The organism is Herbaspirillum sp. (genome assembly GCF_035644555.1).
Taxonomy (GTDB): domain Bacteria; phylum Pseudomonadota; class Gammaproteobacteria; order Burkholderiales; family Burkholderiaceae_D; genus Herbaspirillum.
This window is the reverse complement of the sequence record NZ_DASQOH010000045.1, coordinates 39,992-65,931: the sequence shown is the minus strand read 5'-3', so window position 1 is coordinate 65,931 and position 25,940 is coordinate 39,992. Positions and strand designations below refer to the sequence as shown.

At 63.3% G+C, this 25,940-nt stretch carries 25 protein-coding genes; 14 read left to right on the top strand and 11 right to left on the bottom strand.

The genetic code is table 11. From position 1 onward, the window contains the following. Positions 1-151: 151 nt before the first annotated feature. Entirely contained in the window at positions 152-1,120 is a 969-nt protein-coding gene (locus VE092_RS11925) for a LysR family transcriptional regulator (RefSeq protein WP_324876975.1), read from the top strand. A gap of 29 nt (positions 1,121-1,149) precedes the next feature. On the opposite strand, the gene VE092_RS11920 is transcribed toward VE092_RS11925, so the two are convergent. The 3 genes from VE092_RS11920 to VE092_RS11910 form a co-directional block, all read right to left on the bottom strand. Further along, positions 1,150-2,814: a methyl-accepting chemotaxis protein gene (locus tag VE092_RS11920; protein ID WP_324876973.1), complete on the bottom strand. Its 1,665-nt coding sequence runs from the start codon at positions 2,812-2,814 to the stop codon at positions 1,150-1,152. Positions 2,815-2,920: 106 nt separating this feature from the next. Continuing rightward, a complete protein-coding gene (locus VE092_RS11915) occupies positions 2,921-5,491 on the bottom strand; it encodes a putative bifunctional diguanylate cyclase/phosphodiesterase (RefSeq protein ID WP_324876971.1) in 2,571 nt (856 codons plus the stop codon). Between the two features lie 85 nt (positions 5,492-5,576). After that, positions 5,577-6,695: an alkene reductase gene (locus tag VE092_RS11910; RefSeq protein WP_241811725.1), complete on the bottom strand. Its 1,119-nt coding sequence runs from the start codon at positions 6,693-6,695 to the stop codon at positions 5,577-5,579. A gap of 112 nt (positions 6,696-6,807) precedes the next feature. Between VE092_RS11910 and VE092_RS11905 the strand changes: the two genes are divergently transcribed. After that, complete coding sequence (locus tag VE092_RS11905) at positions 6,808-7,740, top strand: LysR family transcriptional regulator (RefSeq protein ID WP_324876968.1); 933 nt, start codon at positions 6,808-6,810, stop codon at positions 7,738-7,740. Positions 7,741-7,743: 3 nt separating this feature from the next. On the opposite strand, the gene VE092_RS11900 is transcribed toward VE092_RS11905, so the two are convergent. Continuing rightward, positions 7,744-8,148 (bottom strand): response regulator, encoded by a 405-nt coding sequence (locus tag VE092_RS11900; protein WP_324876966.1) that lies wholly within the window; start codon positions 8,146-8,148, stop codon positions 7,744-7,746. A gap of 401 nt (positions 8,149-8,549) precedes the next feature. On the opposite strand from VE092_RS11900, the gene VE092_RS11895 reads away from it, so the two are divergent. Beyond that, positions 8,550-9,083, top strand: a complete 534-nt coding sequence (locus VE092_RS11895; RefSeq protein WP_324876965.1) for a hypothetical protein — start codon at positions 8,550-8,552, stop codon at positions 9,081-9,083. Positions 9,084-9,114: 31 nt separating this feature from the next. Here the strand turns inward: VE092_RS11895 and VE092_RS11890 are convergent, their stop codons facing one another. The 3 genes from VE092_RS11890 to VE092_RS11880 all read right to left on the bottom strand — a co-directional run bounded on the left by VE092_RS11890 (position 9,115) and on the right by VE092_RS11880 (position 12,017). Beyond that, entirely contained in the window at positions 9,115-10,095 is a 981-nt protein-coding gene (locus VE092_RS11890) for an NAD(P)H-quinone oxidoreductase (protein ID WP_324876964.1), read from the bottom strand. Positions 10,096-10,172: 77 nt separating this feature from the next. After that, positions 10,173-10,511 (bottom strand): carboxymuconolactone decarboxylase family protein, encoded by a 339-nt coding sequence (locus tag VE092_RS11885; protein ID WP_324876962.1) that lies wholly within the window; start codon positions 10,509-10,511, stop codon positions 10,173-10,175. Between the two features lie 66 nt (positions 10,512-10,577). Next, a complete protein-coding gene (locus VE092_RS11880; protein ID WP_324876960.1) occupies positions 10,578-12,017 on the bottom strand; it encodes an NAD-dependent succinate-semialdehyde dehydrogenase in 1,440 nt (479 codons plus the stop codon). A gap of 120 nt (positions 12,018-12,137) precedes the next feature. Between VE092_RS11880 and VE092_RS11875 the strand changes: the two genes are divergently transcribed. After that, complete coding sequence (locus tag VE092_RS11875; RefSeq protein WP_324876958.1) at positions 12,138-13,088, top strand: LysR family transcriptional regulator; 951 nt, start codon at positions 12,138-12,140, stop codon at positions 13,086-13,088. A 263-nt stretch (positions 13,089-13,351) separates the two neighbouring features. Here VE092_RS11875 and VE092_RS11870 read toward each other — a convergent pair whose 3' ends face one another. Then, positions 13,352-13,984: a helix-turn-helix domain-containing protein gene (locus tag VE092_RS11870; RefSeq protein WP_324876956.1), complete on the bottom strand. Its 633-nt coding sequence runs from the start codon at positions 13,982-13,984 to the stop codon at positions 13,352-13,354. Continuing rightward, positions 13,977-14,609, bottom strand: coding sequence for a DJ-1/PfpI family protein (locus tag VE092_RS11865; protein ID WP_324876954.1), 633 nt, complete (start codon positions 14,607-14,609; stop codon positions 13,977-13,979). The genes VE092_RS11870 and VE092_RS11865 overlap by 8 nt, the downstream gene beginning before the upstream one ends. Before the next feature lie 263 nt (positions 14,610-14,872). Between VE092_RS11865 and VE092_RS11860 the strand changes: the two genes are divergently transcribed. The 4 genes from VE092_RS11860 to VE092_RS11845 are packed head-to-tail and all read left to right on the top strand — an operon-like array spanning position 14,873 to position 18,021. Beyond that, entirely contained in the window at positions 14,873-16,189 is a 1,317-nt protein-coding gene (locus VE092_RS11860) for an MFS transporter (protein ID WP_324876952.1), read from the top strand. Positions 16,190-16,202: 13 nt separating this feature from the next. Next, entirely contained in the window at positions 16,203-16,664 is a 462-nt protein-coding gene (locus VE092_RS11855) for a RidA family protein (protein ID WP_324876950.1), read from the top strand. A gap of 29 nt (positions 16,665-16,693) precedes the next feature. Next, the gene (locus VE092_RS11850; RefSeq protein ID WP_324876948.1) at positions 16,694-17,542 is read left to right on the top strand and encodes an MBL fold metallo-hydrolase; all 849 of its coding nucleotides are present in this window, start codon (positions 16,694-16,696) and stop codon (positions 17,540-17,542) included. 29 nt (positions 17,543-17,571) lie between these two features. After that, positions 17,572-18,021: a cupin domain-containing protein gene (locus VE092_RS11845; RefSeq protein ID WP_324876946.1), complete on the top strand. Its 450-nt coding sequence runs from the start codon at positions 17,572-17,574 to the stop codon at positions 18,019-18,021. A 53-nt stretch (positions 18,022-18,074) separates the two neighbouring features. Here VE092_RS11845 and VE092_RS11840 read toward each other — a convergent pair whose 3' ends face one another. Both VE092_RS11840 and VE092_RS11835 read right to left on the bottom strand, forming a co-directional pair. Continuing rightward, positions 18,075-18,788, bottom strand: a complete 714-nt coding sequence (locus VE092_RS11840; protein WP_324876944.1) for a FadR/GntR family transcriptional regulator — start codon at positions 18,786-18,788, stop codon at positions 18,075-18,077. A 19-nt stretch (positions 18,789-18,807) separates the two neighbouring features. Then, positions 18,808-19,551, bottom strand: a complete 744-nt coding sequence (locus VE092_RS11835) for an SDR family NAD(P)-dependent oxidoreductase (RefSeq protein WP_324876941.1) — start codon at positions 19,549-19,551, stop codon at positions 18,808-18,810. Between the two features lie 283 nt (positions 19,552-19,834). Between VE092_RS11835 and VE092_RS11830 the strand changes: the two genes are divergently transcribed. The 6 genes from VE092_RS11830 to VE092_RS11805 all read left to right on the top strand — a co-directional run bounded on the left by VE092_RS11830 (position 19,835) and on the right by VE092_RS11805 (position 25,910). Further along, positions 19,835-20,683, top strand: coding sequence for a shikimate dehydrogenase (locus tag VE092_RS11830; protein WP_324876940.1), 849 nt, complete (start codon positions 19,835-19,837; stop codon positions 20,681-20,683). A gap of 110 nt (positions 20,684-20,793) precedes the next feature. Next, the gene (locus tag VE092_RS11825; protein ID WP_324876938.1) at positions 20,794-22,038 is read left to right on the top strand and encodes a branched-chain amino acid ABC transporter substrate-binding protein; all 1,245 of its coding nucleotides are present in this window, start codon (positions 20,794-20,796) and stop codon (positions 22,036-22,038) included. A 105-nt stretch (positions 22,039-22,143) separates the two neighbouring features. Continuing rightward, a complete protein-coding gene (locus VE092_RS11820; RefSeq protein ID WP_324876936.1) occupies positions 22,144-23,085 on the top strand; it encodes a branched-chain amino acid ABC transporter permease in 942 nt (313 codons plus the stop codon). Between the two features lie 94 nt (positions 23,086-23,179). After that, complete coding sequence (locus VE092_RS11815) at positions 23,180-24,406, top strand: branched-chain amino acid ABC transporter permease (RefSeq protein WP_324877038.1); 1,227 nt, start codon at positions 23,180-23,182, stop codon at positions 24,404-24,406. After that, entirely contained in the window at positions 24,403-25,179 is a 777-nt protein-coding gene (locus tag VE092_RS11810) for an ABC transporter ATP-binding protein (RefSeq protein ID WP_324876934.1), read from the top strand. Before VE092_RS11815 ends, VE092_RS11810 begins: the two co-directional genes overlap by 4 nt. Next, positions 25,176-25,910 (top strand): ABC transporter ATP-binding protein, encoded by a 735-nt coding sequence (locus VE092_RS11805; protein WP_324876932.1) that lies wholly within the window; start codon positions 25,176-25,178, stop codon positions 25,908-25,910. The genes VE092_RS11810 and VE092_RS11805 overlap by 4 nt, the downstream gene beginning before the upstream one ends. Positions 25,911-25,940: the final 30 nt, after the last annotated feature.

Genomic DNA, 25,940 nt, shown 5'->3' with positions numbered 1-25,940 from the left:
CGTGGCGGGACTTTCCCGGTCGCTATCGATCTCCCGCTGTTGCCGATCCTCCGGGTCGGTACAATGTGGCTCCACAACAGGCGCCATGCCAGCGGGGGGCGCGCCTGATCCGCATCGCAGCGGGTTTTTCAACGAACATGGCGCAACGATCATGGACCGGTTTTCAGAGCTCAAGGCATTCTCGGTAGTGGCCAGCACCGGCGGCTTTTCGGCCGCCGCACGCAACCTGGGCATTGCGCCTTCATCGGTGGTGCGTCTCATCGATGCGCTGGAGCGGCGCGTCGGCGCCAGGCTGCTCAATCGCTCCACCCGCACGGTGACGCTCACCGACAGCGGGCGCCTGTACTACGAGAGCGTGCTGGTCATCCTGGAACAGATCGAGGAAGCCGAGAACCTGGCTTCCCAGGAAGGCGTGCCGCAGGGGCGGCTGAAGATTTCGGCACCGGTCACCTTCAGCACGCTCTACCTGGCACCGGCCCTGTGCCAGTTGCAGCAGACCTATCCCAAGCTGGCCGTGCATCTCGATCTGAGTGACGGCATCAGCGATCTGGCCGAAGATTCGGTGGATGTCGCCATCCGCATCGGCAAGCCGGTGCCGCAAGCCGAGCTTCATACGCGCTGGCTGGCCGACCAGCGGCGCATCATCTGCGCCAGTCCCGAGTATTTCAAGGTGGTCGGCATGCCGCTGGTTCCGGCCGACCTGCGCCAGCACGATTGCCTCAGCTTTTCCTATGCCAGCCAGTCACGCCAGTGGCGCTTTCGTCCGCTGGCGGCACCCGCTGGGCCGGCCGCGCCAGTCGAGCCCATCCAGACGGTGGAGGTGAGCGGCTCGCTGTCGGTGAATAATTCCGAGATGCTGCGCCAGGCCTGCCTGGGCGGGTATGGCGTGGCCATGCTGCCGGTGTGGCTGGTGATGGATGACATCCAGGCCGGGCGGCTGGTGTGTGCGCTGCCCGCCTACGAAGCCAACCCCGGTGCCATGGACGTCGGTATCTATGCCGTCTATCCCTCCAACCGCGAGACCGCCCTGAAGGTAAAGGTCTTCATCGACGTGCTGGAACAGCACCTGGCCACAGCGCTGCCGGTATTGCCGCAGCCGGCGGCGCCGGTTCAGGACTAAGCCTCAGGACCAGACCTCAGGACTGGCCCTCAGGCCTGACCCAGTGCCAGGCGCCGGCCTCGGGTAGTGGCGTGGCGGGTTTCTGCGGTGGTGCTGATGGTGGTCGACGGCGCGGCAACGGCATCATCCTTGGCCAGCTTCATCTCACCCAACTGGAAGTGACTGACCATCTCGGCCAGTGCGGCGGCCTGGTCGCGCAGGCTGGCGGCCGAGGCGGCGGCTTCTTCCACCAGGGCAGCGTTCTGCTGGGTGACGCCGTCCATTTCCGTGATGGCCACGTTGACATGGCCAATACCGGTGCGCTGTTCGCTTGAGGAGGCGGTGATGGCCGAGATCATGGAGGCCACTTCATTGACGCTCTGTACCACCTCGCTGATGGTGCCGCCGGCTTCGCTGACAATGCCGGCGCCGGTAGCAATGCTGGTGGAGGACGCATCGATCAGGCTCTTGATTTCCTTGGCAGCGGCCGCGCTGCGCTGGGCCAGTACCCGTACCTCCGAGGCCACCACGGCGAAGCCGCGCCCCTGTTCGCCGGCGCGGGCCGCTTCCACGGCCGCATTGAGCGCCAGGATATTGGTCTGGAAGGCGATGCCGTCGATGGCGGAAATGATGGCCTCGATACGGCCTGCGCTGCTGCTGATGGCGTCCATGGTCTGGCTCACCTTCTGCATGGCGGCGCCCCCTCGTTGTGCCAGCTCGGAAGTGGCCAGCGCGAGGTGATTGGCCTGCAGCGCATGCTGGGCATTGGAGGCCACGGTCTGGGTCAGCTGTTCCATGGAGGCGGCCGTCTCTTCCAGCGAGCCGGCCTGGCTTTCGGTACGGGCCGACAGATCCAGGTTGCCGCTGGCGATCTGCGAGGAGGCTGCGGCAATGGTTTCGGCACTGCTGCGGATGGCGGCGATCATGGCTGCCAGCCTGGCCTGCATCAGCGCCATGGCGGCCAACAGGCTGCTGTTGTCGCCCGCGCGCAGTTGCACCGGCTGGCTCAGGTCCTGTTCGGCGATCTGCATGGCAACCGCCACCGCGTACTCGGGGCTGCCGCCCAGGGTGCGGTTGAGGCTGCGGTTGATCACGACCACGATGCCGGCCAATAGCAGGCTCACCAGCGCCAGGATGGCCCCGCTCTTCCTGAGCGATGCGTAGAAGGCATCTTCGATGTCATCCACATACACCCCGGCCACCAGAGCCCAGCCCCAGGGCTTGTAGCTGACGATGCGCGCCAGCTTGGTGGACGGCACCTGGGTGCCGGGACGCAGCCAGAGGTAGCGCATGAAGCCTTCGCCAGCCGGCGAGGCGGCCAGCCGTGCTACCTCCAGGAAGACCGGAAAGCCGGCCGGGTCCTTGAAGGCGCTCATGTCCTTGCCATCGTTTTCCGGTCGTCCCGGGTTCTGGATGGCGGTGGCGTCCATGCCCAGGATGGCGATGTAGCCGTCCTCGCCATAGCGGATGGTCTTGAGCACGGCCTTGGCCTGGCGCTTGGCTTCCTCGCTGTCGAGGGTGCCGGCGCGCACCTGGTCGGCGAAGCCCTCGACGATCTTCAGCGCCGCCTTGTCCAGGTTGGCCAGGTCAGTCTGGCGCTCCTCGTAGCGCTGGTGGCGTGCTTCCACGATGTGCAGCAGGGACACTGCGCACAGGCAGCCGAGACTGGCAATGAGGGGCAGCCAGAGTTTTTTCTGAAAGGACAGCAGGGCCATTATTTACTCCCATTGTGAGATGAAAGGGTGGATGCGGCAGGCCGTTCTGTCAGCCTGCAAGGGGCAGGGACGGACGGGGGGAAGCGACAAGCGGGTGCTGGTCCGGTCAGGCCACGCGCACGCTATGCAGCGGCAACTCTTGGCGCGACAGCAGGGCGGCGGCTTCCTCGTGTGCGATGCCTTTGCCGAAGAAGTAGCCCTGGGCCTGGTCGCAGCCGTGGTCGCGCAGGAAATCCAGCTGCACGCTGTCTTCCACGCCTTCGGCCACGATGTTGCGGTTCATGGCATGGGCCAGGGCGATGACGGCCTTGACGATCTCGGCATCGTTGCCGTCGATGGAGATATCGCGGATGAAGCTGCGGTCGATCTTCAGGGTATGGATGGGGAAGCGCTTCAGGTAGCTGAGGCTGGAATAGCCGGTACCGAAATCGTCGATCGCCAGCTGCACGCCGAAGGCGCTCAGGGCATTGAGGATCTGCACCGTCGATTCGGGCGAATCCATGATGACGCTCTCGGTGATTTCCAGCACCAGGCAGTGTGGCGGGCACTGGGTGGCGGCCAGGACGCGCTGTACCGTCGCGACCATGTCGTCCTGCCGGAACTGGGTGGCCGAGAGATTGACCGACATCTTGATGTCCTGCGGGCAAAGCCCGGCGCGTTGCCACGCGACCAGCTGGCGACAGGCGGTTTCCAGCACCCATTCACCGATCTGCACGATGAGTCCGGTCTCTTCGGCCAGACCGATGAACTGGTCCGGGGCAATCACCGCCTCGCCCGGCGGCTGCCAGCGCAGCAGGGCCTCGAAGCCGATGATGCGACCGCTGGCGATGCTCACCTGCGGCTGGTACACCAGATGGAATTCCCGGCGCTCCAGCGCGCGCCGCAGGGCGGCATCCATGCGCAGGAACTGCAGGGCGTCCTTGCTCATTTCGTTGGCGTAGAAGACATAGCGGCGCTTGCCGCCCTGCTTGGCCTGATACATCGCGGTGTCGGCATTCTTGAGCAGCGTGGCGCTATCGCTGCCATCGCGGTCATACAGGCTGATGCCGATGCTGCCGCCGAGGAACAGATCATGGCCGTTCAGCAGCATGGGCTGGCAGATGGCTTCGAGGATGCGGTCGGCGACGGCAGCGATGTGCCGCTGCTGGCCGGCGTTGGCCAGCACCACCACGAATTCGTCGCCGCCCAGGCGCGCCACCGTGTCGCCGGGGCGCACGCAGGCCAGCAGCCGGTGCGCCACTTCGACGATGACCTGGTCGCCGATGTCGTGGCCGAGGCTGTCGTTGATGGTCTTGAAGCGGTCCAGGTCGATGAACAGCACCGCCAGCGTGTGCCGGGGTGAGGAGGAGGGCGAGGACGAGAGCGGCGCAGAGGCCAGACGGGCCTGGGCGATGGCCAGGTCCAGGCGGTCCATCATCAGGCTGCGGTTGGGCAGGCCGGTGAGGTGGTCGTGGTTGGCCAGATGACGCATGCGGTACTCGGTGGCCTTGCGCTCGGTGATGTCTTCGATGGCGGCGATGAAGTGGACTTCGCCATTGCTCTCGCGCATGGACGATACCGTCACCTGGCCCCAGATCGACTGTCCATCCTTGCGCACGTAGCGCTTTTCGCTGACGTAATCCTGGATTTCACCGTTGAGGATGCGTTGCGTCATGTGGTCGTGGTCACACTCCTCATCCGGGTCGGCCAGGTCGCACAGGTTCAGGCGCTGCATCTCGTTGGCATCGTAGCCCAGCACCTGCTGCAGCTTGCGGTTGCTGCGCAGGATGCGGCCGGCGGCATCGAAGTGGACCAATCCCACGGCCGCCTGGTGGAAGGACAGGCGAAAGCGTTCTTCGCTGTCGGCCAGGGCGGCCTTGGCTTCCAGCACGCGGGCGATGTCATGGGCCACCAGCAGCAGGAGTGCTTCATCGCCATCGTCGAAGCGCGAGAGTCCGAACTGATAGTGGCCGCAGCGTTCATGGCCCTCGTCGTCGATCAGGTTGATACCCTGGTGTGGCACGCCGCTGGCAAGCACTTCGCCGGCTGCGGCGTACAGCGCCGGCACCTTGAACACGGCCGGCAAGGCCATGCCGTCGACCGGCACATCGGCCCCCAGGCCGAGAATGCGCCGCATCACCGGATTGGCGGTGCGGATGCGGCATTGTCCATCCATCACCAACAGGCCATTGGGCGTGTAGTTGAAGATATGCTCGGCATAGTTACGGTAACGGTCCAACAGGCGGCGGTCGGCCGCGATGCTGGCGTCGATGATGCTGGCCACGTCGTGCAGGGCCTGGGTCAGGATGGTGTTGAGGAATTCGATGGTCTTGCCCTGATGGCGCACCCTCAGCTGCTGCAGGGTCGGCATCAGCTCACGCAGGTAGCCCCGGCAATCTTCCACGTGCGCCAGCGCCAGATGCGGTTGCGCCGTGTCGGCCTGCTGCAGGGACAGTCGCAGCCGCGCCAGCGCGCCATGGTCGCCATCCTCAGTCACGCCCGAGCTCGTACCTGATGCAATCCCCAGCCTGGCGGCGCGCACATTGCGGCTGATCTTCTTGAGCCAGGGGCGCCCCCTGGGTTTGCGCAGCTTGCCGCCCGCACCGGCGGGGGCCGCTTGCTCGGCGTGGGTGGCGGTGGCGCCGATGGTGTGGGCAATCGGGGCGCTCTGCATGCGCCAGCGGGCGTTGCGGTTCATTGGGGCATCTCCGACGAGGATGGAAGGGGCGACGCTGGACGCAGGCGGCGGGAAGACCGGCGCCTGCCAGCTACAGCGGCGCGGATCAGCTCAGGGCGGGGTAATCGGTGTAGCCGATGTCGTCGCCACCATAGAAGGTGAAGGGGTCTGGCTCGTTGAACGGCCCGCCCTGCGCAATGCGTGCGGCCAGATCGGGATTGGCGATGTACTGGCGGCCGAAGGCCACCATGTCGGCCTGGCCGGCGACCACCAGCTGCTCGGCTTGCTCGAAGGACAGGCCACCGTTGGCGATCAGCACACCCTTGAAATGCGGACGCAGGATCTCCAGTATCCGCGGCATGTCCTTGTTGCCGCTCCAGGCGTTGGTATCGGCCGCATGCAGATAGCCGATGCCGTAGCCATTGAGCATTTGCGCGACGTAGGCATAGGTGGCGCGGGTATCGCTGTCGCCAGGGCCATCCGCGCCGGCATCGATGGCGTTGTTGTACAACGCGAAGGGCGAGAGCCTTACCCCGACCTGCGCGGCCGGCATTTCCTGCAGCACGGCTTCGATGATCAGGCGCAGGAAGCGCGCACGGTTTTCGATGCTGCCGCCGAACTGGTCTTGCCGTCGATTGACGTGGGAGGACAGGAACTGCTGCGGCAGGTAGCCATTGGCGGCATGGATTTCCACGCCGTCGATGCCGGCCAGTACCGCATGTCGCGCAGCGGTGCGGAATTCCTGCACGGTGGCGTGGATTTCCTCGACGCTCATGGCCCGCGAAGGAGAGGCTGCGATGCGGGTGTAGTAGCCGTTGCGCAGGGCGCCGTAGACCTGCAGCAGGCCAAGGTCGTCGTTCATCCCTGACGGCGAGAGTGGTGCGGCGCCATCGAGCAGGGCATAGGTGCTGATGCGGCCGCCATGCCACAACTGGACGAAGAGTTTGCCACCGGCTTCGTGCACCGCACTGGCCACGTCCTTCCAGCCGGCCACCTGGTCGGGATGATGGATGCCTGGCGCGTCTTCGAAGGCGGCCGACATCGGCGAGACATTGGTGGCTTCGGCGATGATCAGGCCGGCCGAGGCGCGCTGGCGGTAGTAGTGCGCATTGAGCGCGGTGGGCACGCCATTGGCACCAGCCCTGGCGCGCGTGACCGGGGCCATGGCGATACGGTTGGACAGGTGCAGCGGGCCGATGCTGAGTGGCTGGAGAAGTGCGTTCATGGTGAGCCCCGATGGGATTGCAATGTAAGGAGCGCCCACTGTAGCGTTGTGGCCCGGCGCTGATAATATGCCGTGATTAGCGAAGGCTCTTGCGCAAAACGCAAAGGTGCTCATGAACAAATTTTCCGAAATGCAAGCATTTGTGGCGGTGGCCGACACTTCCGGGTTTTCTGCGGCTGCACGGCAGTTGGACCTGGCGCCGTCGTCCGTGCTCAGGCTGGTCGATGCGTTGGAAGAGCGGCTGGGGGTCAAGCTGCTCCAGCGCAGCACCCGCAGTGTGACCCTGACCGAAGGCGGCCGCGACTTCTATGAACGGGTGGTGGATATCCTGCAGCGCCTGGAATCGGCCGACCTCGCCGCGGCCGCCCTGGAGCAGGAGCCGCAGGGCGTATTGAAGGTCACCGCGCCGGTCACCTTCAGCACGCTCTACCTGGCGCCGGTCTGCCGCGAGCTGCATCGCCGCTACCCGCTGCTGCAGCTGGAGCTGCAATTGAGCGATGGCGTGAGCAACATGATCGACGAGTCCATCGATGTGGCCGTGCGCATCGGTGCGGTGGGCGACCAGCCCAACGTGATCGCGCGCCGCCTGGCCACGCACGCGCGCGTGATCTGCGCCAGTCCGCAGTATCTGGGCCAGCATGGCCCGGTACTGCGCCCGGTCGACCTGCTGGCGCATACCTGTCTGCAGTTCAGTTACGACGGGCCACGCCGGGGCTGGCGCTTTCGTCGCCGTGGCGACGCCGACGGCAACATCGAGGAAATCAACGTGCAGGGCAATTTCTTCGCCAACAATGCCGAGATGCTGCGGCAGGCGGCCTTGAGCGGCCGTGGAGTGGTCATGCTGGCGCGTTGGCTGGTGGGCGAGGATATCCGGGCCGGTCGTCTGGTTCCCCTGCTGGAGGACTACGAAGCCAACCCCGGTGCCATGGAGGTCGGCATCCATGCCATGTATCCGGCCAACCGCCGCGGGTCGGTCAAGGTCAAGGCTTTCATCGACCTGCTGATGGAGCAGTTGTCGGCCCACCCGGGGGTGGTGGAAGCTTAGGGCTCAGGCCGCCATCTGTGCGCGCCGGGCCACGATCTTCTGGATTTTCTCATTGAGCGTGGCGGCATTGAAGGGCTTGATGATGTAGCCATCGGCACCGGCCTCTGCCGCGCTGACCACGCTCTCCTTCCTGGCTTCGGAAGTGATCATCAGCACCGGCAGCTTGGCCAGCTTGGGCTCTTCGCGGATCTTGCGCAGCAGGGCCAGGCCATCCATGGTCGGCATGTTCCAGTCGGTGATCACGAAGGAGACGGGCACCTGCCCGGCTTCCAGGATCTTCCACGCCGAACTGCCATCGTCGGCATCGCTCATCCTGGTGTATTCGAGTTCCTTCAGTATCCCCATGACCATGCGTCGTATCGTGGACAGATCATCGACGACCAGGAAATGCTGTTCCGTCTTTTCCATTGCCAGGCTCCTCCATCGGGAAAGGTCGACCGCGGCGGTACCGTCGTGCGATACCTGCGGCATGCAAGGACGCAGAAAACGAGACCATCCGCTCTCCGCACCGATGGCATCGCAGCGTAGCAATGAAGCGCACCGGCGTTAATCATACGAAGGTGTTAAGACCGGCATACCGCCAGGACGCCGTAGCCCTGTACGCAGGCACAATGGCCGCAGGGACGTGGGGTAGCACTTTCCCATACCATGGTGCTACATCGCGCAGCGGAGCGGGACGCCATAATGTGCGGGAACAAGCCGGTGTCCTGACACCGGGCCCGGATGGTACGACAGGTTGAACCACGGGTCGCAAGGCTTGGCAGGGAGTTCACGGAATGCTCGCCGGCGCAAGATCGCCAGGCGATGGCGTGAAACAGAAAAACAAGACGCATTCTTCCGAACGGAGCAATATGCACCTCCACACCATGGCAGGATGGGCGGCAGCCATTTTCACGATCGCACTGCTGCTCAAGCTGGCCGGCCATTGGCGCCGGCGCCACCCGGTAGAGGCCGCGCTGAGCGACTCTTCCACGTCCATGCTGGGCAACAGGATCTATCTGCGCAACCGCACCGGACGTCCGCTGCACATCCTCCGCTGGCGGCTCTATGTGGCTGATGGACTGCTGCAGACACAGGCGCTGCGGGAGATCAGCTGCTTCGACGGCAGCCGCAGCGGCATCCTCATCGCGCCGCATGCGTCCCATCTCCTGTTCTTCTCCGACGAGGGACTGTTCAACCGCAGCGCGGCTCCGGGCGAGGGCCAGCGGCTCTACATCGGCATCGAGACTGCGGGCGGCCAGATCGCCACGCGCTGTCTCTACCCGGGCAATCATCCCGTGCCGGCCTTGCGCGCCGCGCTGGCGGCGTGGCGGCTCCGGCAGAAGCGCCTGGCACGGGAGTAGGGCCACGTGGCTGGCGGCAGCGGTACGCAACCTACATGGTCAGCACGATCTTGCCTACGTTCAGGCCATCTTCCATGCGCTGCTGGGCGGCGCCCGCCTGAGCCAGCGGGTACACGCTGTCGATCACCGGATTGAGTCCATCCTTGCCGAACTGCGACAGCCAGCGCTCCTTGAAGCGGCGCGACATGGCGTGCTTGACCTCCTGCGAGCGCGACTTCATGACCGTGCCGATGATCTGCAGGTGACGATAGAGCAGGCGATCCAGCGGAATGCGGGCGTTCTCGATGCCGCCCATGATGCCGATCTGCACCAGGCGTCCGCCAAAGTCCAGGGAGTTCACGTTGCGCTCGAAATAGGGCGCGCCGATGAAATCGAGGATCAGGTTCACGCCGCGCTTGTCGGTCAGCCTGGCCACGGCCTGGGCGAAGTCTTCGGTCTGGTAATCGATGGCGTGGTCCGCGCCCATTCTGCGCACCAGTGCATGGGCGCTGGCCTGCGCGGTGGTGATGACGGTGGCGCCCACGGCCCGGGCCAGCTGTACTGCGGCGCCGCCCACGCCGCCTGCGCCGGCATGCACCAGTACGGTTTCGCCCGGCTCCAGCTTGCCCAGGTGGATGAGCGCTTCATGCGCCGTGACGAAGACTTCGGTGATGGCCGCCGCCTGGACATAGTCCAGGCCCTCGGGGATGGGCATGGCCATGCGGTAATCGATGCGCGCCATCTCGGCATAGGCACCACCGCCGACGATGCCCATGACGCGGTCGCCCATCTGGTAGCCCGTCACTTCACTCCCCACGGCGACGACTTCGCCGGCGATTTCCAGGCCCATGATGGTGGAGTCGCCGAAGTCGGGCCAGCCATAGCCACCGCGACGGTGGGTCAGGTCGGCGCGATTGACGCCGGCCGCATGGGTGCGCACCAGCAGGTCGGTTGGGCGCAGAACGGGGTCGGGGGCGTCGCCGATTTTCAGGACGTCGGCAGCGCCGAATTGTTCAAAGAGGATGGCTTTCATGGTGTTGGTTCTTTCTATGTTCAGGAGTGGAAAGGTGGCCAGTGGCGCCGTGAATCCGTCACGGCGCATCATCCGGTTCAGGTGCGTGCGTCGTCCTGCCCGGACAGGGCCGCATTGGCATAGGCCGATGCCGTGATGGCTGCCGGGAAGCCGGCGTAGAAGGCCAGATGCGTGATGGCGGCGCTCAGCTCGGTCCGGGTCAGGCCGTTCTGGATGCCCCGATGCAGGTGGGCGGGTAATTCGTTGGCGTGGTTCATCGCGATCAGGCAGGCGATGGTGATGAGACTGCGGTCGCGCGGGGCGAGGTCGCTGTCATTCCAGACCTCGGCGTAGAGTGGTGCCTCGACCAGATCCGACAGCTTCGGCGTGAAGGCCCGGGCTGCGGCGCGGGGGCTGGTGAAATCGATGGGGGTCATGATGCTTCCTTGGTCGTATTGATCCGCTGATCCGCTGATCCGCTGATCCGCGAATCCGTTGTGGTTTCAGGCCTGGCTGATGAACTTGTTGGTCAGGTAATGGTTGATGCCCTCGATGCCCCCTTCGGAGCCGTGGCCGCTTTCCTTCATGCCGCCGAAGGGCAGTTCGGTGGCGATGATGCGGTACTGGTTGATGCCGATCATGCCGGCCTCCAGGCCATCGCCGACGTCCAGCACGGTGCGGGCGTCGCGGGTAAAGGCATAGGCCGAGAGCGCATAGGGCAGACGGTTCGCTTCGGCCAGGGCGTCCTCCAGCTGCTCGAAGGGGCGCAGCACGGCGATCGGGCCGAAGGGCTCTTCGTGCATGACGCGGGCGCTCATCGGCACCTCGGCCAGGACCGTGGGTTCAAAGAAATAGCCAGGGCGGTCGATGCGCTTGCCGCCGGTCAAGACCTCGGCGCCCTGTGCCACGGCATCGGCGACCAGGGCTTCCATCTTTTCCAGCTGGCGCGGATTGGCCAGAGGGCCGACCTGGGTGGCCGGATCCATGCCGTCGCCCACCACCAGCTTGCGGGTGGCCGCCACGAATTGCTCGGCAAAGCGTGCGTAGACGCTGCGCTGGACCAGGAAGCGGGTCGAGGAGATGCAGATCTGGCCGGTCCCGCGGAAGCGGTTGGCGGCACCGCCTGCGGCGGCGGCATCGATGTCGGCGTCTTCGAACACCAGCACCGGACCATGACCACCCAGTTCCAGGGTGATGGGCTTGACGCCGGCGGCGGCTCGTTGCGAGAGCAGGCGCCCCACCGGGACCGAGCCGGTGAAGGCCACCTTGCGGATGACCGGGGAGGCAATCAGATGCGCCGACACCTGGTCCGGCACGCCGAACACGATCTGCAGCACGCCCTTGGGCAGACCGGCGTCGTCCAGGCAGCGCGCCAGGGCCAGTGCGGTGGCCGGGCTTTCCTCGCCGGGCTTGAGGATCACGCTGCAGCCGGCCGCCAGCGCGGCCGACAGCTTGCGGGCCGGAGTGATGGCGGGGAAATTCCAGGGAGTGAAGGCTGCCACCGGGCCGATGGCCTGGCGCTTGACCAGCTGCTGCACGCCCGGGCGATTGGCCGGTACTACCCGGCCATCGATGCGACGCGCCTCTTCGGCGAACCATTCGAAGTAGTCGGCCGCGCGCAGGACCTCGTCGCGGCTTTCGGTGAGGGCCTTGCCTTCTTCCAGTGTCATCAGGGTGGCGATGTGCTCGCTGCGTTCGCGCATCAGCGCTGCGGCATCCTTGAGTACCCGGGCGCGCTGCTCGGGAGCAGTGTGGCGCCAGACGTCGAAGGCCGGAGTGGCGGCGGCCAGTGCCAGGTCGAGGTCGGCGGCGCCGGCCATGGGCAGGCGGCCCAGCGCGGTCCCGGTGGCGGGATTGATGACGGGCACGGTATCGCGCTGGCCGGCTTCCAGCCAGTTGCCGTTGATGAAGAGGTAGAGCGGGTCGTAACTAAACTTTTGCATGATGTTCTTCCTGAAGGGGATTCGGTAGCATGTGGACTTGCTGCAGGAAGAAGATTAAAACCGGGGCCTGTGCTTGATAAGACCGAGCCGGCCCACAATGGCTATGCAAGGAACGCACAAATGCAGTCAGAAAAATTCGCCGAGTTTCTCGGCGTCTTCGCCGATGTGGCAAGGGAGGGCAGCTTCTCCGGCGCCGGTCGTCGTCGTGGCCGCACGCCATCTGCCATCGGACGCCAGATCGATACCCTGGAAGCCTATCTCGACACGCCCCTGTTCCTGCGCTCGACCCGCCTGCTCACGCTCACCGATGCCGGCGAGGCCCTGCTGGTGCGGGCCAGGCAGATCCTCGATTCGCTGGAGGATGCCCAGCAGGAGCTGGCCTCCATGAAGGGCGCGGTGACCGGAACCTTGCGCGTGGCCTGTTTCCCGACCTTCGGCAAGCGCTATGTATTGCCGGTCATGGGGGTGATGGCGCGCCAGTATCCCGATCTGCGCCTTGAGCTGGACTTGACCGAACGCCTGGCCGACCCGGTGGCGGAACGACTGGACCTGGTCATCCGCATCGGCGACATGGCCGACAGCACCCTGATCGGCACCCGCATCGCCACCCAGACCCGCATCCTCTGCGCCAGCCCGCACTACCTGGCTCGTGCCGGCACGCCGGCCTCCATCACCGATCTGGCCTGCCATCGGCTGGTCGACAAGATGCATGGCGCCGATCTGCTGGGCTGGGCCGATGTGCTCGGCCAGCCGGCCCGGGCGGCGAGCGCCCAGCCGGTGTTCGCCTGCGACGACTTCGAAGCAATGCGCCTGGCGGTGGGTGAGGGAATGGGAATCGGCTATTTGCCGGACTGGGTGGTGGGCTCCGACATCAAGGCCGGGCTGCTGGTGCAACTGTTCCCGGAGTGGTCGTCGCAAGCCTGCGCGCAGACCGGCATCCACGCCCTGCGCGCACTGCGGCAACCGCCGGCGCGGGTGACGGTGCTGCTCGATACGCTGCGCGCCCATATCGGATTGCCGCCAGCCTGGGCGCTGAACGCCGGCCTGGCCGACGAGCACGGGGCCGCTTGAGGTCAGCCGGTTGAGGTGGTATGAGGCGACCCATCCTTTGGTATAGCTAGACGCCTGGGGCGGAGATTTGCAACACTGATGCCTGTCCGAGATGAAGTCTCCGGTCTCCGACATTCCCTGTTGTTGTTGACTCCCGCCAGTACTCCCTCTGGCGTTCAGCCGCCCGTCGTGATTTCCGACGGGCGGTCTTTTTTTGTGCAGCGGGGGCAGATCTTCAGGTCAATGAACACTCGCTGATCGTCGGATGAGCGAGGTATTTTGTCCTAGGGGATGATCCTGCTTTGTGAGCGATAGATGACGACCAGAGCACGTGCCTCGCCGTTCAGGCTGCGCCCACGATGAGGAATGCGTGAGTCGAAGTAGATGCTGTCGCCAGGGGAGAGTAGCCAGGTTTTATTGCGGCTATCGATGGTGGCTTCGAATTCGACTTCTCCTTCCAGAATGAACATGAATTCTTCACCTTCGTGTTCAAAGCGGATATCGCGGTCCACCTTGGATGGAAACACCATGATGAAGGGTTCCATCTGCTTGTGGTGTCGCTTGTGGGCCAGGGCGGTGTAATCGTAGCCGAATGAGCTGCCACCTTTGATGACGGACTCCCGCTGCCAGGAGCGAACCACGCAAAGTGCGTCGCTTTGATCGTCAACTTCTTCTGGCTCCAGCAGATCAGCCACGTCCGTTTCCAGGACCTGGGCAATCTTGATCAGGGTGCCGATGGGAGGGATGACCTTGGAGTTCTCTATTTTCGAGAGATATCCCTTTGTGAAGCCGGTGGCCGCCGCCAGCTGATCCTGCGTGAACCCCCTGGCCGCACGCAGTTTTGAAATGCGCTTGCCGAGCTGCAGCTCGATGGCCGTGGGGCTTTCTTCTTTGACTGGATATTCTTCGCTATTCATTTGCCGCATTGTTGATAATGGGGGCCGCCGCCAGATTGGCCGCACGCGCATGGGTGTACTCCATGATGCGGGCGGTCTGGTCCGCTACGTCACTTCCCAAGTATTTTTCCAGCAAGTAGAGGGTGGCGTCGATGCATCTGGACACGCCACCGCCCGTAATGATACTGCCATTATCAGTTAGCAAGGCTGCCTTGGCGTCAATCCCCGGGTATTGCGATCTCATGATCTCCAATGGGACCTGTTCACCGGTTGCGACCTCCACCTTCGTTGTCGCGACCTGATCTTCCAGCAGGCCCGCAGCAGCCAGGATCATGGCACCGGTGCAAACGGATGCCACCGTGGCGCGTCCGGCCATCTTCTGCAAGAACGTCAGCGCAGCCTGGTCTGCGCAGCATTTCTGCCATCCCGGGCCGCCCGTGACGATCAGCGTATTGATGGGCGGCAATTCATCAAATCCGTAGTCGGCGATCACCGTCAAGCCATTGGCAAGCCGAACCGGCCCCGCCGCTGCCGCTACGGTCCAAAAGCTGATCTCAGGCGCGATGCGACGCGCCATGGACAGCACGCCGATGGTGGCCAGGTCAATTGGCTCGACCCCTTCATAGATAAACACGCCAAATTTCATGATTTCCTCTTCGTGATGAATGTGGGGGGGGGTATGGTCATTATATGAAACTTTTAAGATAAATGTTTCATGGCATGAAATGTGCAAGGCTTGACTTCAGCTGGCCTGAATCGCATATTTATGCATGATATTGAGGATTTAGTGGGTTTCATGCTTGTGCGGGACGTTCCAAAATGGTGAGCAATGTTTCCTGATGTGATCATTTTTGGCGGGCGGCGGTTTCCCGGAAGTTCAACGAACATCGTTTTCGAAAGGACATCAGCATGACAACCAGTTACGACCTGCACGCCCGTGTGCACGATGCAGGCAGTCAGCGCAGCCTGCGTTCCGTGGTTTTCGCCAGCACGATCGGCACCATCATCGAGTGGTACGACTTTCTGATCTACGGTATGGCCGCCGCACTCGTGTTCAACAAACTGTTCTTCCCAAGCATCGATCCTTTGCTGGGGACCTTGGCCGCGTTAGGAAGCTATGCGGTCGGTTTTCTGGCCAGGCCATTAGGTGGTGCGATTTTTGGATATTTCGGCGATCGGCTGGGAAGAAAATCCATCCTCATGCTCACGCTGGTCATGATGGGCTTGGGCACCTTCCTGATCGGTGTGCTGCCGACCTACGCCCAGATCGGTATCTGGGCGCCCATCTTGCTGATCTCCCTGCGCTTCATTCAAGGCATTGGCCTGGGAGGAGAATGGGGCGGGGCCTCGGTCATGGTGCTGGAGCACGCGCCAAAAGCGCATCGAGGGCTTTATGGCAGCCTGGTGCAAGTGGGCTTCCCCATCGGTCTGGTGGTGGCAACACTGGTCTTCGGCTTGATCGCAAAATTGCCGGAGGCTGACATCCTGGCCTGGGGATGGCGGGTTCCCTTCCTGATCAGCGCAGTATTGATCCTGTTGGGCATGTTCATCCGCAGTAACGTGAGTGAGTCGCCTGTGTTTGAGGAAATGAAGGCACGTCGGGAGATTGTGAGCAATCCCGTGAAAGAGGCCATCTTCAAGCATCCCAGGAGCTTTCTGGTCGCTGTCGGCTTGAAGATATCGGAAGTCTCCTGGGTCTACATGTTGACGGTCTTTGTCGTGGTCTACGCGACAGGCACGCTGAAGCTCCCCAAATCCATGATTCTGGACGCCATCCTCGTGGCGGCGGCGGTCGAGCTCATCACCATTCCTCTGTTTGGATTTCTGTCAGACCGGATTGGCCGTCGTCCACTGTATTTCATTGGCGCGATCTTTACCCTGGCCTTCGCATTTCCTCTGTTCTGGCTATTGGAAATGAAAACGCCTGAGATCGTCATGCTCACCATTGTTGTTGCAATGAGTCTGGGGCATGGCCTGATGTTTGCCCCCGAATCGACCTATTTCCCGGAGCTGTTCGGGGCCAATGTGCGCTACAGCGGCGCATCGTTCGGATTCCAGGTGGCGGCAGCCCTGGGCGGTGGGTTTGCACCGGTGCTGGCAACGGCCTTGGCCGGCTATATGGGAGGAACGGCCGGTGTGTCGGTGATGCTCATCGTGCTGGCGCTCATTACCTTGGTTGCAGCAATGTTTGCGCGTGAGACCAAGAACGAAGCACTTCTTAAATAACGAAAGGACGGACATGTTGGAAAGCAGGCTCGCGGAGATGAATTTGGCACTACCGGAATTGGGCGCGGCGGCAGGAAGTTTTGTCGGCTACAAGAAGAGCGGGAATCTCCTGTTCATCTCTGGTCAGTTGCCATTGAAGGATGGCCGGCCCACCTTGGTCGGCCGACTGGGTGAGGACGTGACCGTGGAGCAGGCTTACGAGGCTGCACAACAATGCGCACTCAATGTGCTGGCGCAGATCAAGGCCGCGCTCGATGGCCGCTGGGACCACGTTGCACAGGTAGTCCGCCTTGGTGGCTTCGTACGTTGTACCCCCGACTTCGCTGACGCACCCAAGGTCGTCAACGGTGCATCTGACCTGTTCGTGCGCTTGTTCGGCGCCACTGGCGCCCATGCCAGAGCTGCGGTTGGCGTCAGTTCGCTGCCCATGAATGTTGCGGTTGAGATCGAAGCGGTTGTCGAAATTATTGCCTGAAATTATTGCCTGAACCAAAGAGGAAAATCATGAATGTAGCAGCCAAGCTGAAGTATTACGGGTGGTCCAGTATTGCTCTGGAGACGTCGCACGGAGCGCTGTTCTTTGACCCTTTCTATCGTCCCTATTGCGGCGCCGAGTGGTTCCATCTGGACGATTTCATGCATGCCAAGTACATCTGCGTGACGCATGGCCACGAAGAGCATTTTCTGGATGTGCCGGAAGTGGCAAAGGCCACGGGTGCCTGCGTGATCGGCGCGCCGTCGCTGACCCGCTTCATGCAGCGGCGTCACAAATTTACGCCCGCGCAGCTACGTGCCATCGAGCCGGCTTGCTTCGATAGCGTCTCCGTGCCGGGATTCAAGATCACGGCCCTGCCCTGGCAGCATCGCGACATCAATTTGTACAAGGCGCTGACCAAGGCAGTCTTCAAGGGAAACACCACGCAACTGGCCTGGGCGTGGAGCAGTGCCACGAATGCCCCGTTCTATTCTCCCTACACCGGATTTCACGTCGAGCTGCCGGACGGCACCACGATCCTGAATTACAACGAAGGCTTCAACAGCAAGATGACGGATGCTGAAATTGAAGCACTGGGCCGTCGTTTCAAGACCGACATCCTGCTGGCCGGCATGCAGCTGGATTTCATTCAGGATGTCGTCCGTGGGGTGGCGGCGCTCAAGCCTCAGGTGGTGGTCTTGTATCCGCCTCATGAGAAGTTCCACGAAATGATGGAGGTAAGCTCCCGCCCCTGGAGTGAATTCGCTGACGCGGTCAGAAGTCGTTTCCCGCATATTCAGGTCCACGTGGCCGAGCCGGGCTTTGAACTGGAAGTGCCCCAGAACCTGGTGACCTCGGTTCTGGATCAGGCTGCCTAATGTCGAGAGGAGATAAAAAAATGGGTGCAATGGACAAGAGCTTCGAAGATCGCCTGAGTGGTGAGCTTGAGCCGACCCCGGGTGGTTCGGTATATATGAAACCCGAGGAAATGGACTGGAAGCCCTCGCAATTTGAGGGCGTAGAGATCAAGGTGCTCTACGAGAACAAGGAAATCGGCGAGATGACCTGCCTGCTGCGATGGCAGCCAGGTACCACCTTGCCGTTTCACAAGCATCCCGAGATCGAGCAAAGCTATGTCATCGAAGGCTCATTCTCGGACCACGATGGCATTTGCCGCGCAGGCGAATTCGTCTGGCGCAAGCCCGGGTCCTTGCATGAAACGCATAGCGCAGAAGGCTGCACGATTCTGGCGATCTACCGGAAACCGAATATCTTCCGCAATAGTGCCGGGTTTGATGCTGCCGCCAAACAACGTATTGCAACGGATCACGCACCACGTACGCATCAGGTGCGATGACGCAATGTCGGCGGTGAAGCGCGCCGGGCAATGCCTCAGACTGTCCAGCCGGTTCAGCTCAGGTACTTGTTCAGCCGCTTTGCCGCATTGCGCAGATGTGTTTCTGCAGCAATGGCCGCGGCGACCGGGTCCTTGTCTTCGATGGCCTGGAGGATGGCCTTGTGCTCGTCCTGGACCGCCTGGATCAGATTGTTGTAGTTCGTCGCGGTGTTGCTGCGGGCCTGGCGGATCAGTCTTCTGACGTGCTGTTCCAGATATTCGTTGAGCATGCAGAAGTGCGGATTCTTGGTCGAGTCGACGATGGCCTGGTGGAACGCAAAATCCTCCTCGTCCCCCAGCTTGTCATTGATGATGGCGTACTCCATCCCGACCAGGGCCTTCTTGATCTTCTTGAGGTCTTCCGGCGTGCGACGGATGGCCGCATAGCGGGCAGCCGCGGTTTCCAGCGTCACCAGCAGTTCGATGACGTGTTCCAGTCCCTCGGCATCGTTGAGGGCGGCCGCCTCGAAACGGAAGGCCTGGCGTGAGCCGCGCTCGTTGACGAAGGCGCCGCGTCCCTGCTGGGCATTGACGATGCCTTCCGATTTCAGCTGGGACAGGGCTTCGCGCACGACCGAGCGGCTCACCGAGAATTGCTCGCCCAGCTGTTTTTCGCTGGGCAGCTTGTCACCCGGTTTGAGCCGCTGCTCGCGGATTTCTTCATTAATCCATTCGACAATCTCTTCGGTGAGCGATTGTGCGGGCAGGCGCTGTGTTGCGGTTTTCATGGGTCGGATCGCAGCTGGATTAATTGATGTACAGGCCGCCGTTGACCTGCAGTGTTTCTCCGGTGATGAATGCGGCCAGGGGAGAGCACAGGAAGGCAATCGAGCCGGCGACTTCTTCCGCCGTCCCCAGGCGGCCCAGGGGCGTGCTCTGCAGCAGCGCGGGCCCCTTGCTGGCCAGTAGTTCCCGGGTCATCGGAGTGGCAATGATACCCGGAGATACCGCGTTGACCCGGGTTTTGGGAGCCAGTTCCAGCGCCAGGCTGCGCGAGAAGCTGATCACTGCGCCCTTGGCGGCGGCATAGTGCGCGTGCGCATAGCTGCCACGCTGGGCGGCCAGCGAGGCCAGGTTCACGATCGAGCTGCCCTCGCGCAGATGGGCAATGACCGCCTGGCAGATGTGGAAGGTGCCATCCAGATTGATGGCCATGAGCGTGCGCCATTGCGCTTCCGTCATGTCGGCCACGCGCTTCTCCGGATAGATGCCGGCCGAATGGACCAGATGGTCGATGCTGCCATGGAACTCGACACAGGCCGCCACCGATGCGCGGCAGGCCTGCGCATCGGAGACGTCCAGCCGGTGCAGGCTGACCTGCGCCGACGGTGTGTCTTGCAGGATTTCTTGCCTGAGGGTTTCCAGCGCTTCCAGGGCGATGTCGGCCAGCGCCAACCGGGCGCCATGGCGGGCTACCAGCAGGGCGGTGGCGCGGGCGATGCCACCGCCGGCGCCGGTGATGAAAAATGTCTTGTCGGCGAAATTGATCATGGGGTCTCCTTTTTTCTTCGATCTGTGACGCTCCCCTGCAAGCCTTTCCAGAGGCGGCTTTGCGGGGCGGGAGCAGGTCCGGTCAGCAGGTTGGCGTCTGGCAGGGCGGGTTGTTGACATCACAAAATCCGCTCTGTAGAATCGCTGCTCAACTTGTCTGACAGGATTAAAAGTTTATCAGACAAGTTAAGAAAAACCTATTGGATCACGGCAAAAAAATGCCGGATGACCGACAACAAGAGCGCTGCAGGCGCCACTGACGCCCAGCGGCGAAGGAGACAGCGTGAATCGCTCAGCAAGCGAGGAAGGCCAGGTGCCACCAATGGCCAGCCCCCTCATCGATGGTCACACCCGGGTGGTCGGCATCCTGGCCGACCCGATCGGCCATGTGCGTACGCCACGCGCGTTCAATGCATTGATGGCGGCCGAAGCCATCAATGCGGTGCTGGTCCCCCTGCATGTGGGGCCGCAGGATTTCGCCGTCGTCGTGACGGCACTCGCGAAGATCCATAGCATGGCGGGACTGATCGTCACCATCCCCTACAAGGAAAGCATGCTGGCCCTGTGCGATGAGCTGACCGATGCCGCAAGGCAGGTCGGCGCGGTCAATATCCTGCGCTTCGAGGCAGGCAGCGCCGGTACGCGCATGGTCGGCGGCAATCTGGATGGTGCCGGTTTCGTCGATGGTCTGCTCGCCCAGGGCCATGCGGTCCGTGACCGCCGTGCCTATCTGGCCGGCGCCGGTGGCGCCGGCAAGGCGATCGCCCACGCGCTGGCCGCGCATGGAGTGGCCGCCATCGGCATCCACAACCGCAACGCCGCGCGCGGCGAACAGCTGGTGGCGGAGTTGCGACGCTATTACCCGCAACTGGATGCGCATGTGGCCCCGGCCGCTCCCGTCAATTACGACATGGCCATCAATTCCACCTCGCTGGGACTGGACCCGCGCGATGTCCTGCCCTTCAGTGTGGCCGGCCTGCCGTCGCATGCCCTGGTGGCGGAGGCGGTCATGAAGGTGGAACTGACCCCGTTGCTGGCAGCCGCGCAGGCGCACGGGCTGCAGGTCCATTTCGGCCGTCACATGATGCAGGCCCAGATCGTGGGCATGAAACAGTTCCTCGGACTGCGCTGAGGCGCACACCCCCGCAGCAGCAAGGGAGCCGCACCGGCGCGGCTCTCGTTCGGAGCCCGGGCGCCGGAAGCGCAAGGCCTGGAATCCTACAAATATAACGGAGATGATGTATGACCAAGAAACACCTCGGTTTGTCCCTGACGGCGCTGGCCTTGGCCGCCGCCACCTGCACCGCCCAGGCCGCCGCGCCGCTGAAGATCGCGCTGGTGGAAACCCTCTCCGGGCCGCAGGCCTCGACCGGCCTGCTGTACCGCGCCGCCGTCAAGTACGAGATGGATCGCATCAATGCTGCAGGCGGCTGGAACGGGCAGCCGATCCAGCTGGCCGAATACGATAACCAGGGTGGTCCTGCCGGTGCCTCGGACAAGGTCAAGGCGGCCATTGCCGCAGGCGCACAGATCATCATCCAGGGTTCTTCCTCGGCGGTCTCGGGCCAGATCACCGAAGACGTGCGCAAGCACAACCTGCGCAACGCCGGCAAGGAAGTCCTGTTCATGAACATGGGAGGGGAGGCGCTGGAGCTGACCGGCGATAAATGCCACTTCTACCATTTCCGCTTCACCACCAATGCCGTCATCCGCGTCAAGACCCTGGTGCCGGCCATGAAGGAAGCCAAGGAACTGGGCACCAAGGTCTATGCCATGAACCAGAACTATTCCTGGGGCATCGACATGGACAAGGCCATCAAGGACTATGCCGCACCGGGCGGCTATACCGTGGTCGAGAGCACGCTGCACGACGTCAACAAGATTCAGGATTTCTCGCCCTACGTGGCCAAGATCAAGGCCAGCGGCGCCGATACCGTCCTCACCGGCAACTGGTCCAATGATCTGCTGTTGCTGATGAAGGCCACGCGTGCGGCCGGTCTGAAGCTGCGTTTCGGTACCGTGTTCCTGGACCAGCCGGGCAACATCGGCAACGCCGGAGATACCGCCCTGGGCCACTTCATCTCGCATGCCTTCAACATCGAGACCAACAAGGCCACCGAGGAATTCGGCAACGACTACAAGGCCCGGACCGGCCACTACCCCACTTTCATCGAACCGCAGACGGTGTTCGGCATGCAGATGCTGGGTGAGGCCCTCAAGCAGGTCAAGCCCAGCGGCGACAAGCTCAATGTCACCGAACTGGCCAAGGCGCTGGAAAAGGTGAAGATCGAGACGCCCATGGGCGAAACCTCGATCCGCGCGGCCGACCATCAGGTGGTGTTGCCCATCGTGGTCTCGCGGGTGGAAAAGAACGTCAAGTACAAGGTCGACGATACCGACATGGGTTTCAAGGTCATCAAGAAATTCAGCGGTGAAGAGGCCGTCAATCCGGTCCAGGCCAGCTGCAAGATGCAGCGCCCCTCCTGATCGACTAGCCATGCGGGTGCCGCGATCTCGCGCGGCACCACGACGACACCGGGCGGCAGTGCCGTCCGGTGGGGGGACGGTCGTCCCGCTTTCTTGGAAAACGCTATGGAATTCTTTACCGTATCGCTGATCAACGGCACCATCTACGGCCTGTTGCTGTTCATGGTCTCGGCCGGTCTGACGCTCATCTTCGGCATGATGGGGGTACTCAACTTCGCCCACACATCGTTCTACATGGTGGGCGCCTACCTGGCCTATACCCTGCAGAAGTTCCTCGGCTTCTGGCCGGCCGTGATCATTGCGCCGCTCATCGTCGGCCTGCTCGGCGTGGTGGTGGAGCGCTGGTTCCTGCGGCGCGTGCACAAGTACGGCCATGCCCATGAGTTGCTGCTGACCTTCGGCCTGTCCTTCATCATCGCCGAGATCATCAAGCTGTTCTTCGGCAACTACCCCGTCAACTATCAGGTGCCGGCCGCGCTGTCCTTCGCCGCGTTCCGCCTGTTCGGTACCGACTATCCCTTCTACCGGCTGATGATGGGACTGGTCTCGCTGTTCATGTTCGCACTGATCTACCTGTTGCTGGCACGTACCCGCATCGGCATCGTGGTGCGCTCGGCGATCTATCGTCCGGCCATGGCCGAGACGCTGGGCCACAACGTGCCGCTGGTCTTCATGGGGGTCTTCGGTGTCGGCGCCGCGCTGGCCGGTCTGGCCGGCGCCATCGCCGGTGCCTTCTACACCACCAATCCCAACATGGCCCTGGAGCTGGGCGTGCTGGTGTTCGTGGTGGTGGTCATCGGTGGCCTGGGTTCGCTGGAGGGCGCCATGCTGTCCTCGCTGCTGATCGGGCTGATCTCGTCGTTCGCCGTCGGGGTGGATATCAGTCTGGCCGATGCGCTGCAGTACGTGGGCGCCGGCGACTGGGCGCGTCAGGTGGGCGGGCTGTTGACGCTGAAGGTCTCGTCGCTGGCCGCCACCATCCCGTTTGCGCTGATGTTGCTGGTATTGCTGGTCCGCCCGTCGGGGCTGATGGGTGAAAAGGAGTGAGGAAGTGAGCCACATGAATGAGTCCACGAACAAGGTCTTGCCGGGCCTGAGCGGCGCCGTGCCGGCGGGCAGCGCGCGTAGCGGCGCCGGTGCCATGCTGCTGTCGCGCCTGTTGCTGGTGGCGGTCCTGCTGTTGCTGGTGCTGGCGCCGCTGGTGTTGCCGCAGGCGCTGGTCAATGCCGCCATCCAGATGCTGATCGCCGCGCTTTTTGCCACCGCCTTCAATGTGCTGGCCGGGCAGGGCGGCATGCTCTCCTTCGGTCATGCCGCCTATTTCGGCATCGGTGCCTTCTCGACCTTGCATGCCATGAATGCGCTGGGCGGCGCCGGCCTGTTGCCCACGCCGCTGCTGCCGCTCTTCGGTGCCCTGGGCGGCGCCGCGCTGGGGCTGGTGGCGGGGTGGTTTTCGACCCAGCGCAGTGGTGTCTATTTCTCCATGATCACGCTGGCACTGGCCGAACTGCTGCACGCGCTGGCGCCGCACCTGACCGGTGTGTTCGGCGGCGAGGCAGGGGTCTCGTCCATGCGCATGCCGGCCTGGGGGGTGTCCTTCGGCGAGCCGATCCATGTCTATTACCTGAGCCTGGCCTGGGTGCTGGCTTCGCTGGGTGCGCTGTTCTTCTTCACGCGCACTCCGCTGGGCCGGCTCACCCTGGGTCTGCGCGAAAACGCGATGCGCCTGAAGTTCCTCGGCTACAACGTGCATGCGGCGCGGGTGATGGTGTTCATGATCTCGGCAAGCTTTGCCGGGGTGGCCGGTGGCCTGCTGGCCATGAACAACGAAGCCGGAAACTACGTGCTGTTCGACATGCGCTTGTCCTCAGAAGTGGTACTCAATGCCTACATTGGCGGTACCGGGGTGTTCTTCGGACCGGCACTGGGCGCGGCGGTCATGACCTTCTTCGGCTATGCGGTCTCGGACCTGACCCGTTCCTGGCTGCTGTACCAGGGCCTGATCTTCGTGGTGGTGATGATGTTCATGCCCAACGGTCTGTCGGGCGTGGTGTTGTGGTGGCAGCGCAGCCAGCATGGCGGCGCGCTGCTGGCCCGCTATACGCTGGGCTGGGTGCTGGGCGGTCTGCTGTGCGCGGCGGCGGTGGTGTTTGCGGTGGAGCTGCTGCAGCGCGCCCTGGGCACCGATTACCAGTCGCTGCTGGTGGAGGGCCAGTCGTGGCCGGCGATCCCCCTGTTTGGCCACGCCTGGCTGCCCGGTGCCGTGATGACCTGGTTGCTGCCCCTGTTGCTGGCGGTGGCCGGCGGCCTGGTGCTGCGCGGCGTGTCGCGCGCCTGGCATGAACTCAACGACAAGGAGGGCGCATGACCGCCACCATCTCAACCTCGACGTTGCCGGCGCTGACCCTGCGCAACGTCAACAAGTCCTTCGGCGAGGCGCACATCATCCGCGGTGTCGATCTGGAGCTGGCCAGCGGCGAACGCCATGCCTTCATCGGCCCCAATGGCGCCGGCAAGTCGACGCTGTTCCATCTGGTCTCGGGCAATTTCAAGCCGAGTTCGGGCGAGATCCTGCTGGGCGACGTCCCCATCAGCGGGCTCAGTCCGGAACGCATCAACCGCATGGGGCTGGCGCGTTCCTTCCAGATCACCAATATCTTCCCCCGGCTGTCGGTCTTCGAAAACCTGCGGCTGGGTGTGATGCAGCGCTTCGGTATGCAATACACGCTGTGGTTCCCGATTTCCCGCTACCGCAAGGTGACCGCGCTGGCCGAACAGCTGATGGAGCAGGTACGGCTGGCGCGCCAGCGCGACACGCTGGGCGGGGAGCTGTCCTATTCCGAACAGCGGTCGCTGGAGATCGGTATGACATTGGCGTCCGATCCCAAGGTGTTGCTGCTGGATGAACCCATGGCCGGCATGTCGCGCGAAGAGACCGACTATACCGCCGAGTTGCTGCGCGAATTGTCGGTGGGACGCAGCCTGATGATCGTCGAGCACGACATGGACGTGGTGTTTTCGCTGTGCGACCGCATCAGCGTCCTGGTCTATGGCCAGGTGGTCGCCACCGGCACCCCGGAACAGATCCGCAACAATACCCAGGTCCAGGAAGCCTACCTGGGCAAGGAGGTCGCAGCATGAATACCGCTTCCACCACCGCGCAGGCGCCGCTGTTGCAGGTCAGGAACCTGCATGCGCACTACGGCAAGAGCCATATCCTGCAGGGCGTCGATTTCGAGGTCGGCCACAATGCCGTGATCAGCCTGCTGGGCCGCAACGGCTCGGGACGCTCGACCACCGCACGCGCCATCATGGGGCTGGTGCCGCCCACTGCCGGGCAGGTGCTGCTGGATGGGCGTGACCTGGCCGGCCAGCGCCCGTTCGCCGTCTCGCGTGCCGGCATCGCCTTCGTTCCCGAGGAACGCGAGGTCTTCGGCAATCTGACGGTGGACGAGAACCTGCAGATGGGCATGCAACGGGCACGCCACGACGCCCCGCAATGGAGCGTCGAGCAGATGTTCGATTTCTTCCCGCGTCTCAAGGAACGGCGCAATACCCGTGCCGGCAACCTGTCCGGCGGCGAACAGCAGATGCTCACCATCTGCCGCTCGCTGCTGGGAAATCCGCGCCTGATCCTGATCGACGAGCCCACCGAAGGTCTGGCGCCCAAGATCGTGACCGTGGTCGGCGAGGCGATCCAGGAGATCCATCGTCGCGGCGTGTCGGTGGTGCTCATCGAGCAGAAGCTGACCATCGCCCTGAAGATCTCCACCGGCGTCTGCCTGCTGGGGCATGGCCACATCGTCTTCAGCGGCAGCCCCGAGGAGCTGACCGGCAATCCCCAGCTGCTCAAGGACTGGCTGGCGGTGTGAGCCGGCCGCCCGTCCTTTGATCCAACCCTG

Excerpts from the sequence above, each read along its gene's own strand:
- VE092_RS11925 (WP_324876975.1), top strand. The coding sequence starts at position 152 with ATGGACCGGTTTTCAGAGCTCAAGGCATTCTCGGTAGTGGCCAGCACC.
- VE092_RS11920 (WP_324876973.1), bottom strand. The coding sequence starts at position 2,814 with ATGGCCCTGCTGTCCTTTCAGAAAAAACTCTGGCTGCCCCTCATTGCC.
- VE092_RS11915 (WP_324876971.1), bottom strand. The coding sequence starts at position 5,491 with ATGAACCGCAACGCCCGCTGGCGCATGCAGAGCGCCCCGATTGCCCAC.
- VE092_RS11910 (WP_241811725.1), bottom strand. The coding sequence starts at position 6,695 with ATGAACGCACTTCTCCAGCCACTCAGCATCGGCCCGCTGCACCTGTCC.
- VE092_RS11905 (WP_324876968.1), top strand. The coding sequence starts at position 6,808 with ATGAACAAATTTTCCGAAATGCAAGCATTTGTGGCGGTGGCCGACACT.
- VE092_RS11900 (WP_324876966.1), bottom strand. The coding sequence starts at position 8,148 with ATGGAAAAGACGGAACAGCATTTCCTGGTCGTCGATGATCTGTCCACG.
- VE092_RS11890 (WP_324876964.1), bottom strand. The coding sequence starts at position 10,095 with ATGAAAGCCATCCTCTTTGAACAATTCGGCGCTGCCGACGTCCTGAAA.
- VE092_RS11885 (WP_324876962.1), bottom strand. The coding sequence starts at position 10,511 with ATGACCCCCATCGATTTCACCAGCCCCCGCGCCGCAGCCCGGGCCTTC.
- VE092_RS11880 (WP_324876960.1), bottom strand. The coding sequence starts at position 12,017 with ATGCAAAAGTTTAGTTACGACCCGCTCTACCTCTTCATCAACGGCAAC.
- VE092_RS11875 (WP_324876958.1), top strand. The coding sequence starts at position 12,138 with ATGCAGTCAGAAAAATTCGCCGAGTTTCTCGGCGTCTTCGCCGATGTG.
- VE092_RS11870 (WP_324876956.1), bottom strand. The coding sequence starts at position 13,984 with ATGAATAGCGAAGAATATCCAGTCAAAGAAGAAAGCCCCACGGCCATC.
- VE092_RS11865 (WP_324876954.1), bottom strand. The coding sequence starts at position 14,609 with ATGAAATTTGGCGTGTTTATCTATGAAGGGGTCGAGCCAATTGACCTG.
- VE092_RS11860 (WP_324876952.1), top strand. The coding sequence starts at position 14,873 with ATGACAACCAGTTACGACCTGCACGCCCGTGTGCACGATGCAGGCAGT.
- VE092_RS11855 (WP_324876950.1), top strand. The coding sequence starts at position 16,203 with ATGTTGGAAAGCAGGCTCGCGGAGATGAATTTGGCACTACCGGAATTG.
- VE092_RS11850 (WP_324876948.1), top strand. The coding sequence starts at position 16,694 with ATGAATGTAGCAGCCAAGCTGAAGTATTACGGGTGGTCCAGTATTGCT.
- VE092_RS11845 (WP_324876946.1), top strand. The coding sequence starts at position 17,572 with ATGGACAAGAGCTTCGAAGATCGCCTGAGTGGTGAGCTTGAGCCGACC.
- VE092_RS11840 (WP_324876944.1), bottom strand. The coding sequence starts at position 18,788 with ATGAAAACCGCAACACAGCGCCTGCCCGCACAATCGCTCACCGAAGAG.
- VE092_RS11835 (WP_324876941.1), bottom strand. The coding sequence starts at position 19,551 with ATGATCAATTTCGCCGACAAGACATTTTTCATCACCGGCGCCGGCGGT.
- VE092_RS11825 (WP_324876938.1), top strand. The coding sequence starts at position 20,794 with ATGACCAAGAAACACCTCGGTTTGTCCCTGACGGCGCTGGCCTTGGCC.
- VE092_RS11820 (WP_324876936.1), top strand. The coding sequence starts at position 22,144 with ATGGAATTCTTTACCGTATCGCTGATCAACGGCACCATCTACGGCCTG.
- VE092_RS11815 (WP_324877038.1), top strand. The coding sequence starts at position 23,180 with ATGCTGCTGTCGCGCCTGTTGCTGGTGGCGGTCCTGCTGTTGCTGGTG.
- VE092_RS11810 (WP_324876934.1), top strand. The coding sequence starts at position 24,403 with ATGACCGCCACCATCTCAACCTCGACGTTGCCGGCGCTGACCCTGCGC.
- VE092_RS11805 (WP_324876932.1), top strand. The coding sequence starts at position 25,176 with ATGAATACCGCTTCCACCACCGCGCAGGCGCCGCTGTTGCAGGTCAGG.